Source organism: Vulcanimicrobium alpinum (genome assembly GCF_027923555.1).
Lineage (GTDB): Bacteria > Vulcanimicrobiota > Vulcanimicrobiia > Vulcanimicrobiales > Vulcanimicrobiaceae > Vulcanimicrobium > Vulcanimicrobium alpinum.
Genome location: NZ_AP025523.1, coordinates 618213 through 635967, shown reverse-complemented (window position 1 = coordinate 635967; position 17755 = coordinate 618213). Strand labels below are relative to the sequence as shown.

15 protein-coding genes are annotated in these 17755 nt (G+C 68.5%); 2 read left to right on the top strand and 13 right to left on the bottom strand.

Translation table 11 applies throughout. The annotated features are described in order from the left end of the window. Positions 1-5: 5 nt before the first annotated feature. On the bottom strand, positions 6-1379 hold the full coding sequence (locus tag WPS_RS03185) for a hypothetical protein (protein WP_317996413.1): 1374 nt from the start codon (positions 1377-1379) through the stop codon (positions 6-8). A gap of 211 nt (positions 1380-1590) precedes the next feature. Continuing rightward, positions 1591-3033, bottom strand: coding sequence for a hypothetical protein (locus WPS_RS03180; protein ID WP_317996412.1), 1443 nt, complete (start codon positions 3031-3033; stop codon positions 1591-1593). 141 nt (positions 3034-3174) lie between these two features. Between WPS_RS03180 and WPS_RS03175 the strand changes: the two genes are divergently transcribed. Together WPS_RS03175 and WPS_RS03170 are read left to right on the top strand one after the other, a co-directional pair. Continuing rightward, a complete protein-coding gene (locus WPS_RS03175; protein ID WP_317996411.1) occupies positions 3175-5967 on the top strand; it encodes an ATP-binding protein in 2793 nt (930 codons plus the stop codon). Between the two features lie 24 nt (positions 5968-5991). Next, complete coding sequence (locus tag WPS_RS03170; RefSeq protein ID WP_317996410.1) at positions 5992-7296, top strand: hypothetical protein; 1305 nt, start codon at positions 5992-5994, stop codon at positions 7294-7296. 4 nt (positions 7297-7300) lie between these two features. Here WPS_RS03170 and dinB read toward each other — a convergent pair whose 3' ends face one another. The 11 genes from dinB to gcvPB form a co-directional block, all read right to left on the bottom strand. Further along, on the bottom strand, positions 7301-8341 hold the full coding sequence (dinB, locus tag WPS_RS03165) for a DNA polymerase IV (RefSeq protein ID WP_317996409.1): 1041 nt from the start codon (positions 8339-8341) through the stop codon (positions 7301-7303). A 27-nt stretch (positions 8342-8368) separates the two neighbouring features. Next, the gene (locus WPS_RS03160; protein WP_317996408.1) at positions 8369-8689 is read right to left on the bottom strand and encodes a PilZ domain-containing protein; all 321 of its coding nucleotides are present in this window, start codon (positions 8687-8689) and stop codon (positions 8369-8371) included. Further along, positions 8686-9531, bottom strand: a complete 846-nt coding sequence (locus tag WPS_RS03155; RefSeq protein WP_317996407.1) for a deoxyribonuclease IV — start codon at positions 9529-9531, stop codon at positions 8686-8688. Before WPS_RS03155 ends, WPS_RS03160 begins: the two co-directional genes overlap by 4 nt. A gap of 13 nt (positions 9532-9544) precedes the next feature. After that, a complete protein-coding gene (locus WPS_RS03150) occupies positions 9545-10765 on the bottom strand; it encodes a DEAD/DEAH box helicase (protein ID WP_317996406.1) in 1221 nt (406 codons plus the stop codon). A gap of 26 nt (positions 10766-10791) precedes the next feature. Beyond that, the gene (gene scpB / locus WPS_RS03145) at positions 10792-11481 is read right to left on the bottom strand and encodes an SMC-Scp complex subunit ScpB (protein ID WP_317996405.1); all 690 of its coding nucleotides are present in this window, start codon (positions 11479-11481) and stop codon (positions 10792-10794) included. After that, positions 11471-12229, bottom strand: a complete 759-nt coding sequence (locus WPS_RS03140) for a segregation and condensation protein A (protein ID WP_317996404.1) — start codon at positions 12227-12229, stop codon at positions 11471-11473. The genes scpB and WPS_RS03140 overlap by 11 nt, the downstream gene beginning before the upstream one ends. Before the next feature lie 2 nt (positions 12230-12231). After that, complete coding sequence (locus WPS_RS03135) at positions 12232-12717, bottom strand: NUDIX hydrolase (RefSeq protein ID WP_317996403.1); 486 nt, start codon at positions 12715-12717, stop codon at positions 12232-12234. 95 nt (positions 12718-12812) lie between these two features. Continuing rightward, complete coding sequence (locus tag WPS_RS03130; protein WP_317996402.1) at positions 12813-14150, bottom strand: M56 family metallopeptidase; 1338 nt, start codon at positions 14148-14150, stop codon at positions 12813-12815. A 50-nt stretch (positions 14151-14200) separates the two neighbouring features. Beyond that, positions 14201-14575, bottom strand: coding sequence for a BlaI/MecI/CopY family transcriptional regulator (locus tag WPS_RS03125; protein WP_317996401.1), 375 nt, complete (start codon positions 14573-14575; stop codon positions 14201-14203). Between the two features lie 9 nt (positions 14576-14584). Further along, entirely contained in the window at positions 14585-16291 is a 1707-nt protein-coding gene (locus tag WPS_RS03120) for a DUF885 domain-containing protein (RefSeq protein WP_405054924.1), read from the bottom strand. Continuing rightward, positions 16279-17739 carry an aminomethyl-transferring glycine dehydrogenase subunit GcvPB gene (gcvPB, locus tag WPS_RS03110; protein WP_405054923.1) on the bottom strand — a complete coding sequence of 487 codons (1461 nt, stop codon included), beginning with the start codon at positions 17737-17739 and terminating at the stop codon, positions 16279-16281. The genes WPS_RS03120 and gcvPB overlap by 13 nt, the downstream gene beginning before the upstream one ends. Positions 17740-17755 lie beyond the last annotated feature (16 nt).

The following is a 17755-nucleotide window of genomic DNA, read 5'->3' as shown; positions in this document are numbered from 1 at the left end:
CGGGATCAGTTGCTCGAGCGGCTAGCCGAGGTTCCGATCGAACCCGAGATCGTGATTGCGAGCGACGTGCTGCGGGGTTTCGGGTGGAGCGGATCCGAGTAGTCGGTGATGTACCCGGGGCCTTCGCTCATCTTGATCGTGCACGTTCCGGTCCCGGTCGGGGTGATGTCGAACTCCGAGAACGGCCCTTTCCCGACCTGGTTGTTGTCGTCATAGCCCGGCGGCGCGTCCCCGTTGTTGTTGTCCGGCGACGTGCTGAACCTGCACGGTCCCGAGATCGACTTCACGAAATACCCGCTCCAGACACCATAATTCGGCCGGTACGTCGGGTCGTCAGCGACGAGAAGCTGGAAATCGCTGCCGGCCGAAACGGTGGTCCGAGACGCCGCGGGATTGGTCAATGCGTTGCAATCCTGGTTCTCGGTGACCGGGACGCACAGGCGCAGATCGGCGGCGTTGCCGACGACGACGTTGCGGAACTGCGTGCTGCTCACCGTGAACGTCGGCGTGTTGCAGACCGCGGGCGCCAAGGCCGTGCAGGCGAAATTCAACGGATTCCCATCGAGTCCGAGGACGCTCGCATCGGGCTTCGGCGAGCCGATTTCGAACTTCACCAGGTTCCCGAACGTGATCGAGCCGTTGCCGGGATCGATCGAGCAGAAGAACGAGGGAGTCCCGGCGAGCACGACGCCGTGGAGCGCCGGATTCAGTACGTTTCCGTTGAATGCGTTGAAGCAGCTCGAGCCGTAAACCGGCGCGCCGCTTCCCGACGGATAGAAGAACGACAGATCGGTCGGGACGTTCGAGTTCGACGAGGTCAACACCGAGGTCGATCCCGGCGCGACCGGGAGGCCGACTTCCGACGTCGACGTTTCCGTCAAAATCGCGAGACCGCTGGTCGATTTCGGCGGGACGGTGAAACTCGTCGTCTTCGGCGCGAAGGTGACGCTGTTCCCCGCCCCCGTCGCGTCGCCCAACTTGAGCGATCGCACGATGGCCGGCTGCGGAATCAGCGGGAAGAAACTCACGCCGAAGAGCTTCTTGTCGACGCTGCACGGGAACGTGATCGAGAACGACTGCAGGTCGACGACGAAAGCGTTGGCGCTGTGGTTGACGATGTTGATGACCGGCACCGACGGACACGGAGCGCCGCCCGTCGTTCCGGGCTCGAAATCAATATCGTGCGCGAAGACGTGACCGAGCGTAAAGTGCCCGCTGTATCCGCCGCCGAGGTCGATATCCGCGGGCGCGACCGACAGCGGCGACAGCGACCGTTGCTGCGCGGGCACCGACGTGCCCGGCTGGCCGCCGCCGCACGCCGCCAGCGAGAGACTGAAGAGGACAGCGGCGGCCATCCGCCACACCCGCAAAACGGTCATCGATAATGCCTCGCAAAGATGGTACCGGTTCGTAGAATACTTGATCGTTACGGTCGGGAGTACGTCGGATCTTCACCTCACCGCGATCACGCACGTGTCCGCGTTCTTCCGGCGGTCGCGCCGGTGAAGTTTACAGGCGACCCGTCAGACCCAGCACGCTGGAGTCCGGCGGAGCGCCATCGTAAACGTCAAGGCCCTTTCTTTTACGCCGCTACTTCAGCGGGGGCGTGAGCGCTACCGTTCGCCCTTTGCCCGTGGTCGCGTCTTGAATGTAGGCCGGATCCTCGCTGACGGAGATCGTGCAGCTGTCCGAGTTCTTCACCGGAGTGAATTCGAAAGCAACGTTCGGACCCGTTCCCGCGAAAGCCCCGTTACTCAGCGAAGCAGCGCTATACGAAGTCGGAACCGGCAGGGTTGCACTCGTGCTGAACACGCATCCGTCTCCGGCGATCGTTGCGGTGAGCAGGCCGGTCCACTGTCCAGATGCGGGATGATAGGTCGGATCGTCGGCGACCAGGACTTGGAAATCGCCGTTGGGCTTTTTGATCGTCGTCGCCGACGCCGCTCCCGCGTTGCAGTCCGTCCCTGCAGTCGCGGGCGTGCAGATTTTGATGTCGTTCACGTTCGACGCGATGATGTTGCTGTAGTTCGTGGTGCTGCCTGTGGAATTGATCGTGAACTGCTTGGACGCGCAGGTGGCGGTTTGAGTCGAGTCGCTATTGAGGACCGACGTCTGGCAGGTGAAGGTCTTCGGCGAGCCGTCGAGACCCAGCACGCTCGCGTCCAGCGGGAGAGTCTCCGTGAACGAGACGTTCTGCGTGCTGTTCTGGTTCGGTGTGCCCGTGAACGTCGTGGCTACCGTTCCGGCGGTATCGAGGTTGCAGTAGAACTTCGGCCTGCCCACCGGTACGGGGGCGGGAGACGTTGTGGACGGGGGCGCTCCCGGAAAACAGGCGGCCTGATAGAACGGGTTGCCCGCCCCGGAAGCGTACGCGAAGAGCAATTTGTCTTTGCCGAGACCTTGCGACGACGTGACGTCGGTGGTGACGTTGTTCACTACGGGCAGGGCGACTTGCTGCGCGGCGATGCGGGGATCCGACGACACCTGCAGCGCCACGATCCCGCTGACGGACTTTGCGGGGACGCTGAACGTCGTTTGACCTGCCGAAGGGGTGAAGGTGATCGTGGTGCTGCCGGCGACCGGAGAATTCGGCTGGACGTTGCTGGACATCGCCAACTTCTGCCCCGCAACGACATTGTTCGGGATCGGTTGGAGGACGAAGAACGTCGCCTCCAAGGCCGCGGTCGCCGGGACCAGGCACGGGACGGTGATCGTAAACGTCGACAGGCCGACCGCGAAGCTATTCGCGCTGTTGTTGACCAGTTGGATCTCGGGGATCTCGGGGCAGTTGCCGGTGTTCGCCGGGCCGCCGTTCAGGCCGAGTTTGTTCGTGCCGAAACCGAGACTCAGGTGACCGCTGTACCCGCCGCCGAGATCGACGTCGTAGCCTGACGTCGACTGCGCCGTTCGGGCGTGCTGCTGCGCCGGCACCGGCGGCGCGCTCGCTTTCAGCGTGCTGCCTCCGCCACAAGCGGAAAGCGCGAAACACAGAAGCGCCGCGCCCGTGAACCGGCGCGTCGGCAGAATACCCATAACGGTGCCCTCTCGTAAGCAGAAGATGCCCCCGGTCACTGTACGGTCGAATCGGATGCTTTCCTAGGGGTCATAGCGCAGCCTCACGGTGGTCTTTAGTCCCTAGCGGAGACGCAGGGTCCGTCGCGAACATCACCACGTATGGACGCGACCCGCGAGCTCGCGCCGAACGGGCCTGCGCTGGACCGGCCCCTACCCTCCGGCCTCGTATTTTTTCTGTTCACGGATATCGAGGGGAGCACGGTCCGCTGGGACCGCGATCCGGAGGCGATGCAGCGCGCGGTCCGGCGGCACGACGTGCTCATGCGCGACGCGATCGAACGCGCCGGAGGCACCGTCTTCAAGACGATCGGTGACGCGTTCTGCGCGGTCTTCTGGAGCGCCGCCGACGCCGTCGCAGCGGCGCTCGGCGCACAGCAGGATCTTGCCGCGGAAGACTTCTCCGAAGTCGGCGGCGTTCGCGTCCGGATGGCGATCCATGGCGGGACGGCCGACGAACGCGACTCCGACTACTTCGGGCCTACCGTCAACCGCGTGGCGCGGCTGCTGGCGATCGGTCACGGCGAGCAGGTGCTGCTCTCGGGCGCCGCGGCGGAGGCGGCGATCGCCGCGCTCCCCGGCGGGGTCACGCTCAACGACATGGGCGAGCACCGCCTGAAGGATCTCACCGCGCCGGAGCGCGTCTTCCAGCTCACGGCGCCCGGGATGCGATTCGAATTTCCCCGGCTCAACTCGCTGAGCGTCCGCAACAACAACTTCCCCAAGCAGCTCACCAGCCTCGTCGGTCGCGAGCAGGACGTCGTCGACATCGTCGCCCTGCTCAACGGGAATCACCTCGTCACGCTCGTCGGGACCGGAGGCGTCGGAAAGACGCGCTGCTCGCTTCAGGTCGGCGCGGAACTCCTCGACAAGTACTCCGACGGCGCCTGGTTCGCCGACCTCGCGCCGATCAGCGACCCGGCGCAAGTCATCGCGGCGATCGCCGCGATCTTCAGCATCCAAGAGTCCGCGAACCGCCCGCTGCTGGATTCGGTCATCGCGCAATTGCGCACCAAGCAGCTGGTGCTGATCCTCGACAACTGCGAGCACGTCATCGAAGCGGCGTCGCAGACGGCTGCCGCGCTGCTTCGGTCGTGTCCGGGGATCGTGATCCTCGCGACGAGCCGCGAGCCGCTCAACATCCCGGGCGAAATCGTCCACCGGCTGCCGACGCTCTCCATCCCGCGCATGACCAAGTTCCTGACGGTGCCGGGCGCGCTGCAGTACGGCGCCGTCGCGCTGTTCGACGCACGGGCGCGCGCCGCGAACGCCCGCTTCGCCGTCACCGCCGACAACGTCGGCACCGTCGTCGAGATCTGCACGCGGCTTGACGGGATCGCGCTGGCGATCGAGCTCGCCGCGGCGCGCATCAAGGTGATGTCGCTGCGCGACCTGGCGGGGAAACTCGACGAGCGCTTCCGCGTCCTCACCAGCGGCGACCGGACTGCGCTGCCGCGCCAGCAGACGCTGCGCGCGCTCATCGATTGGAGCTACGACGGCCTCCCCGACACGGAGAAGATCGTCTTCCGCTCGCTGGCAGTGTTCGCCGGCGGTTTCGGATTGCGCAACGCCACCGCCGTCTGCGCCGGCGGTGAGATCGACGAATACGTCGCGCTCGACGCGATTACCGCGCTCGTCGACAAGTCGATGATGACGATGGAGGAGCGCGGCGACGACGAGGTCCACTATCGTCTGCTCGAGTCGACGCGCGCATACGCTCGCGACAAACTCGTCGAGCAGGGCGAATTCGATGCGGTCGCAGAGCGCCACGCGATCGCCTATGCGGCATGGGCGGAAGATGTCGAGAACGAGTACGACGCAACGCCGACGCCAGAGTGGTACGGACGGATCGACTTCGAACTCGAGAACGTGCGCAGCGCGCTTTCGTGGTCGCTCGGCGGCGGCGACACGCTGGTGGGCCAGCGTCTCGCCGCGACGCTCGGGCGCATCATGCTGTCGTTCGCGGCCGCGGAAGCGCGGCGCTGGGTGACCGTCGCGCTGGAACGCGTCGACGACCTCACCCCGCCGGAGATCGTCGCGCGGCTGAAACTGGCGGACGCGCTCTTGGCGTCGGTGCTCAACCAGTTCAAAGGCGCGCTGACGTCAGCGCAAGAGGCGCTGGCGCGCTTCACCGAACTCGGCGACAAGCGCGGCATCGCCGACGCGCAACGCTTTGCCGGCCGCTCGATGATCCGCATGGGGCAGGTCGCCGAAGGAGAGAAACTGCTCTACGCGTCGCTGCAGGCGTACGTCGATCTCGGGCTGCATCGCCAAGGCGGCACGCTGCGTGATCTCGCCGTCGCGCGCAGCATCGAAGGCGACCTCTCCGGCGCGCGCGATCTCTTCACCCGTGCGCTCGACGTTTTCCGCACGAGCCAGGACGAGGAGAACGTCGCGCTCACCGGCGCCGCGCTCGCGGAGGCCGAGTTCGCGTGCGGTGACCCCGAGCGCGCGCTGATCGTCGCCGAGGAGGCGCTCGAGGCGATGCGCGGTTTCGGCCGCGACCGCATGGCAGCGGCAATGCTCGGGAACATCGCCGCCTATCTCATCGCGGCCGGACTCTACGATCTCGCGCATGCCAACGCGCACTCGGCGCTCAAAGAGGCGCTCGAAGCCGACGCGCAAGCGTCGGTGACGTTCGCGCTGCAGCACCTTGCCGCAATCGCCGCGTTGCGCCCGTCGCCCGACGACGAACGCGCGGCGCGGCTCACGGGTTTCGTCGACGGCCGGCTGGCCGCGCTCGACGTCGTCCGCGAGTTCACCGAACAGCACGAATACGAAGCGACGCTCACCGCGCTGCGCACGCGGCTCGCGCCGGAGAAGCTCGATGCGCTGCTCGCCGATGGCCGCAGCACGCCGATCGCGCGTGCGCTGGACTGGGCGCTCGCGATTTAGCGATCGCATCCACGCGCGGCGCTGATGAAATTCCGGCTCCGCATCCCGAACCTCGTCTCCTCGACGGTCGACACGCGGCTGCAGCAGTATCACCCGGTCCTCGACGGCAGCGACGTCGTGGTTCGCAACCGCTGGAATCTGCCCCCGAATACCGTCGCGCTGATCGGGCGGCGCGCCGTCTTCGTCGCGCTCGACCTGCTGCGGTGGCACTGGGAGCAAGATTTCGGCGGCCACCTCTTTCTCGTGGTGACGAGCGCTGACGGCCGCGACGCGTCGATCGTGGAGGCCGGGCCGCTGCACGCGAACGGCACCGGCGCGCTCGTCCCCTACGCGTATCCCGAAGAGGCGTTCGATGAAGACCGGCTCATCGATTTTGCGCCCGAAGTGATCGCGCCGCCGCACGGAATGGACGGCCCAGCCTTCTGCGCGCTCGTGCGTTCCGTTCATCTGGCGTACGACGGCGACCAGCGCTACCGCGCGATCGAGATTCCGTTCCTGCGCGTCGGACGCGACTCGAATTCGTATGCGATCGGAGTGCTGCTGGCGGCCTGCATCGACCCGCGCGCGATCCCGCGCGGTCCCCGCGAGGCGCTCCACCGCGAACTGCTCGGCTATCCCGGCACGGAAGACCCGGTGCACCGCGGCAACTTCGGGATCTACCCCGGAGCGCCGCTGCCGCTCGAGGACGGCGCCACCGCGCTCGCCTATCACACCGCGGACGGCGACGTGCTCGCGGTGGTGATCGGCGGCGAGCCCGACGACAGCGCGCGCCTCCCCGACGATACGACGGTCGCGCTGGACCGGTTCGGCCGCTGCGTCCTCTCCTCCGCCGAGGCGCAGCAGCGCGGGCTGCCGCAGCGACGCACGGAGCCGCCGGCGCACCTGCGCGCGCGGCGCCGTTTTCCGCCCGATCCCGCACCACAGGGCGCATGCATCACGCTGCTGCGCGACGGCGTCCCGGTCGCGCTCGCCCCGGGCGACCGGCATCGCGGCACGATCGTGCGGCGTCACGACGCGCTCGGCACGGCGGTCCTGCAGGCGGACGATGCAGCATGGACGCTGCCGCTCAACGAGCTCGGCGTCGAACTGCGCGATCCCAAGCGCGTCGATGCGCTCGTACGCGTCGGGAACGAGCTCACCGTCGGCCTGCACCGCGATCGCCATCCGAAACTCGACGCGCACGGGCCCGCGGCCGCCGGCGATCTCTTCAGCGGCCGGCGCGTTCACCTTCCTCGGCAGGTCCACGTCGCCGGCGCTGCGGCGATCGGCGCGGCGACGCTCGCCGCAGCCGGACTCACCTGGTGGGCGCTGCGGCGTCGCGCGCGGTAATCCGCTAGAATAGGCGCAGTTCGCGCTGCGGCTCTTCGGTGAGCGAGGCGATGCGCGTTCCGAGCAGGCGGATCGGAACGCCGGCCAAGCCGCTGCGGTGCCAGCACCACAGCGACGCCGCCAGGATCGCGCCGGCGTCGTCGGTCGGAACGGCGAGCGTCGTCTGCTTGCCGGTGATGGTGAAGTCGGCTCTCTTGATCTTGATGCCGACCGTCGCCCCGCGAAGGTGCTTCGCCTGCATGTCGCGCGCGAGTTCGTCGGCCTGCAAGCGCAGCAGGTCGAGGATGCGCGCTTCGTCGCGGACGTCGTACTCGAACGTCTCCTCGGTCGAGATCGACTTGCGCTCGCGCGAACCGTCGACGTCGCGTTCGTCGATCCCGCGCGCGAGATCGCGATAAAATGTTCCGCCGCGGCCGAACAGCGCGTACATCCGCGCGTCGTCGAGCGCGGCGACGTCGCCGATCGTGCTGATCCCGGCGCTCTCCAAGCGCGGCTGCGTCTTCGGTCCGATCCCCCACAGTCGCCCAACCGGGAGCGGCGCGAGGAAATCCGCCTCCGTCCCGGGCGGCACGACGGTCAAGCCGTCGGGCTTGTTCATGTCGCTCGCGATCTTCGCAACCATTTTCGTGCGCGCGACGCCGGCGCTCGCGGTCAGCCCGACCTCATCACGGATGCGCGCGCGCACGCGCTGGGCAAACGCGATCGCGCCGTCGAGCGTCTCGTCGGGAACGTCGACGAACGCCTCGTCGAGCGAGAGTCCCTCGACCGCACGCGCGCCGTCGACGAAGATCGCGAAGACGCGCTGCGAGCTCTCGCGATACCGCGTGAAATCGGGCGGCACGACCGTCAGCTCGGGGCACAGTTCCAGCGCGCGGTAGAGCGGCATCGCGGAGCGCACGCCGAACGGCCGCGCTTCGTACGACGCGGTCAGGACGACGGCGCGGCGCGAGCGGCCGGAGATCGCCAGCGGGATCCCGCGCAGCGACGGATCGTCGCGCTGGGCGACCGATGCGTAGAACGCGTCGAGATCGAAGTGAACGATCACGGCACCGGCGCGCGCCCTCTTGGCGGGCTACTCGACGCCGAGCGCGGCGCGCACGTACTCCAGCGTCGCATCGGGGATGTGCACGAAGGCGACGCCGAAGCCGCCCATCGCCTGCGAGCGCACGACCGCAGCGACGAGTTCGTGGCGGCCGCCCTGCTTGTCGTCGAACGCGATGCGCAGGCGGGTTTCCTCCGGAAACGTCTCGCCCGCGACGAGCAGGAGCCCGTTGCGCGAGATGTTGTCGATCGTCCCGTTCCGTTCACGCGCATCCGCAACGCCCTCGGGACGGTAGCGGGCAGGGATGCTGACCGCCACGCGGGCCGAGGTGCGACGTTCCTGTTCGCTCATGCGCCGACTCCCTCCAGCACGGTGCGCAGGGCGGCGATGTTGCGCGCATCGTCGCCCTCTTCACCCGGTGTTTCCAGGATCGCAACCTTTCCCTGGACCCCCGGATGCGCCACGATGGCGCGGAAGCCTGCGATCCCGATCCGTCCTTCGCCGATGTGCCAGTGACGATCCCGGTGACCACCCAGCTCGATCTCGGTGTCGTTGAAATGAAACATCACGATCCGCTCGAGACCGATTTCCCGCTCGACGTGGTCGAAAAACGCCGCGACGCCGTCGGGCGTGTCGATCGCGTATCCCGCCGCCCAGGTGTGTGCGGTGTCGATGCAGACGCGCAGGTTCGGATGCCCGACCGCACGCACCAGCGCGCCCAGCTCCTCCATCGTCCCGCCGCACAGCGCACCGGCCCCGGCACTGTTCTCCATCACCAGCGAGACCTGCGGAGCGATCCCCTCGAGCGCATCCTCGAGGGCGGCGACGACCGCCGCGAAACCTTCCTTGCGATCGCGCTTGCCGTACGAACCGAGATGCGTGTTGACGTAGGCGACGTCGCCGGCGGCGGCGACCGCCAGATCGTTCTTGAGCAGGCGCAGCGAACCGTTCGCGATCTTCGGATCATCGGTCGCAAGGTTGATCAGGTACGAGGTGTGGATCGCGACCGGCGTGACGCCGGCCGCCGTTCGTGCGGCCGCGAACTTGGCCAGCGCAGGCGCATCGATCGCGCCGATCCGATACGTCTTGGGGTTGCCGCTGAAGAACTGCAGCGACGAGCAGCCGTGTTTCGTCGCGTACGCGACGGCAGCATCGTAGCCGCCGCCGACGCGCACGTGGAAGCCGATGCGCATCCGGCCGGACCCCTTAGCGGCGGCGGCCGAAGTCGAACTGGCGCGCGCGCGTCCCGCGCGGCATGAAGCTCTTCGCACGCGGCGATGCCATCGCGCGCGACGGGTTCTTCTCGAACGTCGTCCCGGTGAGCAGGACCGCGTCGGAAGGCCGCTCGCGACGGCCCACGCGGCCGATGAGCTGCTCGATCTCCGCTTCGCCGAACGCGTCGGAGTCGGTGATCACGATGAGATCGGCGGCCGGGATGTCGATCCCGCTGCCGACGAGGTTGGTCGCCGCGAGGACCGCCGGCGCTTTGCTGCGGAACTCGTTCATCATCTCCACGCGCGTCCCGACCTCGTTCACCTTGACGCCCTTCCGGCGATACCGTTTGCTCTGCTCGTGCGTGTCGGCCATGTCGCCGCGCAATTGCTGCACGTCGATCTGATAGGTGTGCTCGAGCCGCTCGGCGAGCCGCGGCACGTCGCCGCGGGTCCGGCCGATCACGAAGATCCGCGAACCGCGCGCGAGGTGCTCGCGGATCAACGCGTCGGCGCGCGAGAGCTGTTCGGCCGGCGGTTCGCCCCACACGCCCTCGACCTTGTGCACTTTGGTCGGCAGCACGTCGAACGGCATCTTCTTCATCGCGACGACATTGTCCATCGCGCCGATCCGTTCGAGGAAGCGCTTCAGTTCCGCCGGCGTCGCGGTCGCGAAGAGCATCGGGCAGTCGAGGTCTTCCAGCAAGCGCAGGTGCTCGCGTTCGTCGAACGCGTTGACGTCGTCGATCACGAGCAGGTCGCTCTCGTCGATGATGCGCCAATGCCGGTCGATGGTGAGCATCATCGCGGAACCGACGACGACGTGGATCGTCCCGTCCTCGATCCCCGCTTCGACCGCGCGCCGCTCGGCCGGCGAAGCGCCGCCGTGAATCTGCCCGACGCCGATCCCCGTCCCGGCGAGCCGGTCGGTGAAGTAGGTGATGTGCTGGCGGATCAGATCGCGCGTCGGCGCGATGATGACGATGTAGCCCTCCGTCTTGAGGATCGTGTCGACCGCGACGCGCAGCATCACTTCGGTTTTGCCGGAGCCCGTGGGCGCTTTGAGCAGAAACTCGAGCACGCCGTCGTCGAGCTGCGTCGAGATCGTGTCGATCGCTTTGCGCTGATCGTCGGTGAGACGGAACGCCTCGCCGGGCTGGATCAGCTCGTGCACGAGCGCGACGCGCTGTGCGTTCTCGTCGATGGTGGCCCACACGTCGGCGGGGACGAATTCGGGCGCGGTTACACCGCTGATGGCTGGGGCTCCGTTTCTGATCCCGCGGCGCTCGCGCCGTCGGTGCGTGGATCGTCGGGTTCGGGTTCGGGTTCGAGTTCGTCGGCGGACGCCGGGACTCCGGCGGAGTCGTGCGCCGGTGCGGTCGGGATCGGCAAGGCCAGCTCGATCGGCGCGGTCCCGTCGAGGTCGATCGGCGGAAGCTCCTCGAGGTTGCGCAAACCGAAGGCTTCGAGAAACTCGTCGGTCGTCTTGTAGAGCATCGGGCGGCCCGGGACGTCCTTGCGGCCCGACTCGACGAGAAACCGCCGGTCGACCAAGGTCGCGATCACCGAATCGGCACTGACGCCGCGGATCCCCTCGATCTCACCCTTGGTCACCGGCTGCATGTAGGCGACGATCGCGATCGTCTCGAGCGCGGCGGGCGAGAGGTTCGTCTTGGGCGGGAGGAGATACGCCTCGACCGCCTCGCGCGCCGCGGGCGCGCTCGCGAAGCGATAGCCGCCGGCGATCTCGCGCAGCACGATGCCGCGATGCGCGAACTCCTCGTCGATCTTCTGCAGTGCAACGGTCACCTCGCTCTGCTCGGCGCCGGTGAGCTTGGCGAGTTCCCTGATCGAGAGCGCTTCGGAGGCGACGAACAGCAGCGCTTCGAGTTCGCGCTGGAGTTTGCCGGTGTCGACGAGTTCAGGCTGCACTGCGGTCTTCTTCGGTGACGGGGAGGAGTTCGATGTCTCCGAACATCGCGTCCTGACTGACGCGGATCCGCGAGCGGCGGACCAGTTCGAGGACGGCGAGGAACGTCACGATGATCGCGACGCGATCGAGCCCTTCGCAGAACCCGAAAAACGTCGCGCGCCCGTCGCGGCGGACCACGCGCGCGAGGTGCTCCATCTGCTCCACCAGCGAGACGCGCTCCCGAATGATCGTCCGCTTCTCGGGCTTGGCGGCGCGCAGGGCCGCGGCCAGCGCCGTCGCGAGCTTCGCAGCGTCGATCTTGTAGCGCTGAACGAGTTCGGCCGTGGCGTCGCCGCCGTCGGCGCGCAGGTAGTAGGACGCCGCCTCGAGGGCGCGCGCCTTGAGTTCCTGACCCGCATCGCGGTACTTCGAGTAGGCGATGAGCCGTTCGCGCAGCCGCGCTTCGACGGCCTCGGCCGACTCGTCGGGATCGCCGGCAAACTCGATGGGGATCGGAGGCAGCAGGGCCTTCGATTTCAGGAAGACGAGCGTGGCTGCGACGACGAGGTAGTCGGCCGCGAGCTCGACGTCCAGCGCCTCCATCGCCTTGATATAGGCGAGGTACTGATCGGCGACCGTCGCGAGCGGGACGGTCGCGATGTCGAGCTGGCGTTCCTTGACGAGGTTGAGCAGCAGGTCCAGCGGACCGTCGAACACGTCGAGCGAGACGCGCAGCGCTCGTGTCTCGAGCTGGGGGTCAGGGTTCAAAATTACGCGCTCGTGTCCCTCACCGATTGGCTGACGGCGACGACCTCGGGCTCAAAGAGCCCGGCGCCTTCCTGTTCGAGCCACTCGAGACCCAAGTCGACCAGGCGCTTCTCATTCACGTACTTGAGCGCTTTCTTGGCCGCCTTGATCTCGAACCAGCGCGCTTCATCGACCTCGTGGTCGTGATTCGCGGTGTCGCCCGAGAGGTAGCGCATGAGATAAAAATGGACCGACTTCTTGTGCTTGGTCCGGTTCAAGTAGAACCAGTACGAGATGTCGGAGAGCTTCGAAAGGATTTCCGCCCAGCAGCCGGTCTCCTCGCGGACCTCGCGCAGGGCAGCCTGCTCGTGCGTCTCTTTCGCCTCGACGTGCCCCTTGGGGAGCGACCACACGCGCGGTTCCCCGCGCCCGATCAGCAGGGCTTCTAAGCCGTTGCCGTTCCGCCGCAGGACCAATCCGCCGGCGGAAACTTCATATTTGATCCGCATCGTCGCTTCCGGGAGACAGTTCCAGCCCGACGAGCCGGGCTGGTGATTCTAGTATAGCGCGGGGTCCCAAGAAGGACGCTCGGGCCGGTCGTCCCTTACGGCGGGGTCAGTGCGCGGGGTAGCTGGAGCGGGACGAACCCGGAGGCCGACGACGGCAGGCCGGACCCGGTATCCTCGGCCGCGACCGCCGCGGAACCGCCCAGGACCGGCTGGCTCGAACCGCCCGCTGCCGGGGTGTCGACGGAACGGAGCGGGCCGAAGCACGTCGCGCAGCGCGGCCGCGACCCGCCGAGCGCGAGGGCCGGGAACGCCAGCAGCGCGCGGGCGCGGGCCGGCGCCGCCGGGCGGCGGCGGTGCGGCCCGACGCGCACGACCGGGAGCGGCGCGCGAATCGCCGCAGCCGCCGGCGGGGCGGCAGGCGCGGCGAGGGCGACGCGCCGCGCGGCGAGCGAGGACGGCGCCGAGGCGGCGACCGGGCGCTGCGCCGCGGCCCGATGCGCCGGCGGCTTGGGATGCGGGACGCGCACGCGGCGCGGCTCGGGGACGGCAGCGAGATGGACGCGGTGCGCGGCGCGCGGGACGTGGCGTGCGATCCCCGGGACCACGCTGACCGCGGCGGCGAGCACGCCGAGCGCCGTCGCGGTGAACGCGCCCAGTGCCGCCGCCCGGAGCAGCGGCGAGCCGGCGCCGGCCGGCCGCAGCAGCCGTTCGACCCGGATCGCGACATGCGAGCGGCGGCCCCACAGACCGGGCGCGACGGCGTCGGTACAGCGGCCCGTGGCGAGGCGCAGCAGGCAGGCGGCGTAGCGGCGCGACCCGGTCGCGGCGGCGGCGCGCTCGTCGCTGGCGAGTTCTCGCTCGAGGTCGAGGCCGCGCGAGAGCATCCACAGACCCGGCAGCCACCAGGCGGCGCGCAGCGCCGCGCTCTGCAGGGCCTTCGCCCAGTCGTCGCCGCGCACGAGGTGCGCGCACTCGTGCGCGAGCACGGCCTCCCACTCGCCGGCGTCGACCCGTTCGCGGAAATCCGCCGGAACGACGATCGCGGGGTGCAGGTAGCCGATTGCGGTCGGGGTGACGACCGTCGACGAGGTACCGACCCGCGCGCGGCGGACCGGGACGGCGCCTACGAGCCGCGCGGCCCGCTTGATCGCGCGCAGCCGGCGAACGTCCAAGAACAGTTCGAACAGGAGCGCCGCGGCCAATGCACCTCCGGACGCCAACAGCGGGAACGCGGCGGCCTCGATGACACTGCGGCCCGCCACCGCGGCGATCGCCGGCGCGGCCGGACTCGAGGCCGGGCGCAGCGCAGCGCCCGCGAGCGCGGCGGGACCGGCAGCTGCCGCCGCGACGAACGCCGATGCCAGGATCCGATACCGCACCGCCGCGCGACCGAAGACGCGGGCGCACGCCAGCGCACCCGCCGCGATCGCCACGCTTGCCAGCGCCGCGGCGATCGCCGCCGACGCCGCCGCGGCGGCGAGGCTCAGCGCTCGGCCTCCAGGAGCGCGCGCAGGCGCCGCTCCTCGTCGGGGCTGAGCTTCTCGGAGTCGAGCAGGTTGAGCATCAGCGCGTGCGCGGACCCGCCGAAGAACGTCGCAAGCACGTTGTCGATGACGGTCAGGCGCGCGGTGTCACGCTCGACGCGCGGCTTGTAGACGTTCGCCTTCCCGCGGACCGTGTGGCGGACGTACCCCTTGCGTTCGAGGATCGTCAGCGTCGAGAGCACCGTCGTGTACGCGATCGGATGGTCGTCCAGCCGCGCGTGGATCTCGGCGACGGTCGCGTTGCCGAGGTCCCACAGGATGTCCATGAGGCGGTATTCCGCCTCCGTGAGCGTCGGGGAAGGGCGCCTTGCCATGCTCGCCCTCTACGACGCCGGTGCGGCGTTCTCCGCGAGCCAGGCGTCGACGCGCGCGGCCAGGACGTCGAGCGGGAGCGCGCCTTCGCCGAGCACGACCTCGTGGAAGTCGCGCACGTCGAAACGCGGGCCGAGTGCGCTACGGGCGCGCGCGCGCAGTTCGCGAATTTTCAGCTCGCCGATCTTGTACGCGAGCGCCTGCGCCGGCATGGTGATGTAGCGGTCGACTTCGTTCTCGACGTCGAGCGGCGCCTTCGGCGCGTTGTCGAGGAAATACGCGATCGCGCGCTCGCGCGACCAGCCGAACGCGTGGATGCCGGTGTCGACGACGAGCCGGACCGCGCGCCACATCTCGTACGTCAAGGCGCCGAACTTCGCTTTGGGATCGTCGTACAATCCCATCTCGTCGCCGAGCGACTCCGCGTAAAGACCCCAGCCTTCGACGTACGCGGTGTAGGCAAGCGTCGTGCGGCGGAACGCCGGCAGGTTCGGCAGCTCCTGCGCGAGCGCGATCTGGAGGTGATGGCCGGGAACCGCCTCGTGCAGGGAGAGCGCCATCATCTCGTACGTCGGACGCTGGTCGGGGCGGTAGAGGTTGACGTAGTAGAGGCCCGCGCGCGATCCGTCGAGTGCGCCGGGATAGTAGTACGCGGTCGTGGTGTCGGGTGCGAGCGCTGCCGGGATCATGGTCACGCCGTACGGCAGACGGGGCAGCGTGCGGAAGAGCGGCGGCAGTTCCGGATCGACGCGTTTCGCGATCGCGCGATACGTCTGCAGCAGCGCCTCCGGAGAGTCGCAGTAGTTCGCCGGGTCGGCACGCAGCTGTGCGAACACCTCGCCGAGCGAACCGGTATAGCCGGTGCGCGGCGCGAGCGCTTCCATCGCCTCACGGATGCGCTGCACTTCCGAGAGACCAAGGCGGTGGATCTGCTCCGCGCTCAGATCGGTGGTCGTCAACGTTCGCGTCAGATGCGCGTAGATGGCCGCGCCGTCGCGCAGCTGAGCGAGCCCCGGAATCTCGGATGCGCGCGGCAGGTAGTCGTCGTGCAAGAACGTGCGCAGCCGCCGCAGTGCCGGCAGCACGGCTTCCGCGATCGTTGCGTGTGCAGACGCACGCAATCGTTCCGCGTCGCCGTCGATCCCGGCCGGGACGCGCACGAGCGGCGCGAAGAAGGGCGACGACGCCGGCTCGATGTCGAGCCGGTCGAGCTGATCGAGAAGCCGCGCCATCGTTGCGCGCGGCCACATGCGTTCGCATGCGATCCCCTCGCGCAGCAGCGCGATCGTCTGGTCGACGGCGCGCGGGAACGCCGCGAGCCTGCGCTGCCAGTTGTCGTAGTCGACGATCCCGGCGAAGCGCAGCTGCTCCGCGTAGTAGGCGTAGGTGTGGACGCCGTGGCGCGGGTCGATCGCGAACAGCGGCATGCCGAGCGCGTAAGCCTCGCGCTCGTCGCGCAGGAGGCCCGCGTAAAGCGTGAGGTTGAGCCGTGCGCGCTCGCTCAACGCCCCCGGATCGAAGGCGGCGAGCTGCCGCAGCACGGCCTCCCGATGCGCGTCTTCATCGGCGAGCGCGGCGGCGGAGTTGTCGTCCCACTCGCCGTCGTAGGTGCGTTCGCCGGCCAGCGACGCCGCGATCGGATGGCGCCGCTGCCGGTCGTCCCAGTCGGCGGCGAGCAGCGCGTCGAGCGCGGCTTCGGCGGACGCTAGGGGTGCCAGCGCAGATCCGGCTGACGGGCGGCGCGCGTTTCGTCGATCCGTCCTACCGCGGTGTTTATCGGAGTCGCCAGCACCGCTTCCGGATTCGCCCTCGCGGTCGCGACGATCTCGCGGAACGCGGCGATGAAGGCGTCGAGCGTCTCTTTCGACTCGGTCTCGGTCGGCTCGATCATCAGGCACTCGGGGACGATGAGCGGGAAGTACACCGTCGGGGCGTGGTAGCCTCGGTCGAGCAGCGCTTTGCCGATGTCGAGGGCGCGCACGCCGGTCTCGCGTTTGAGCGACTGCGCCGACGCGACGAACTCGTGACGGTTGATCTCGGGATACGGGATGTCGACGACGTCGGTGATGTTTACGCGGATGTAGTTCGCGTTGAGCACCGCGAGCTTCGAGACGTTGGTGAGTCCCTCACCGCCGTTCGCATACGTGTAGGCGAGCGCGCGCACCATGTGGGCAAAGTTGGACCAGAACGACCGCATCGGGCCGATCGAGTCGGGCCGGTCGAAGTCGAGTGCGAAGGTGAACTCGCCGCTGTCGCGCCAGCCGCTCGCGTCGACCGCCGTCCCCTCGGCGTCGAACGCGCGCACGACCGGCGTCGGCAGAAACGGGATCAGGTGCGCCGCGACGCCGACCGGTCCCGCGCCGGCACCGCCGCCGCCGTGCGGGATCGTGAACGTCTTGTGCAGGTTGAGGTGCATGAGATCGAAGCCCATGTCGCCCGGGCGCGTGTTGCCCATCAGCGCGTTCGCGTTGGCGCCGTCGTAGTACATGAGCCCACCGGCTTCGTGCACGACGTCCGCGACTTCGTGGATCCGCGACTCGAACAGCCCCAGCGTGTTCGGGTTGGTCATCATGCAGACCGCGGTGTCGGGGCCGGCGACCTTGCGCATCTCGTCGGGATCGACGCGGCCCTGCGCATCGGATTTGAGCGAGACCACTTTGAACCCGACCATCGCGGCCGACGCGGGGTTCGTTCCGTGCGCGGTGTCGGGGACGATCACGACGTTGCGCTGCGGCTGGCCGATCTTCTTGAAGTAGGCTTTCGCGATCAGCAGCGCGGCGAGTTCCGCATGCGCACCGGCGGCGGGATTCAGCGAGAACGCCGCCATCCCGAAGAGCGACGCGAGGGCGCGCTCGAGCTCCCACATCACCGCCAGCGGTCCTTGCGCGGCTGCGTCCGGCGCGAACGGGTGCGCATCGCGCAGCGCGGGGACGTTCGCCATCGCATCGTTGATGCGCGGGTTGTACTTCATCGTACACGACCCCAGCGGATAGAACGCCGTGTCGATCCCGAACGTCTTCTGCGAGAGCCGGGTGAAGTGGCGCACGACGTCGAGTTCGCTGTTGTCGGGGAGCGGCAGATCGTCGCGCAGCGTCTCCGCGGGGAGCAGCGTGTCGAGCTGCGGGCCGCGTGGAAGATAGCGGTTCGCGCGGCCTTCCTGGCCCATCGCGAAGATCAGCGGG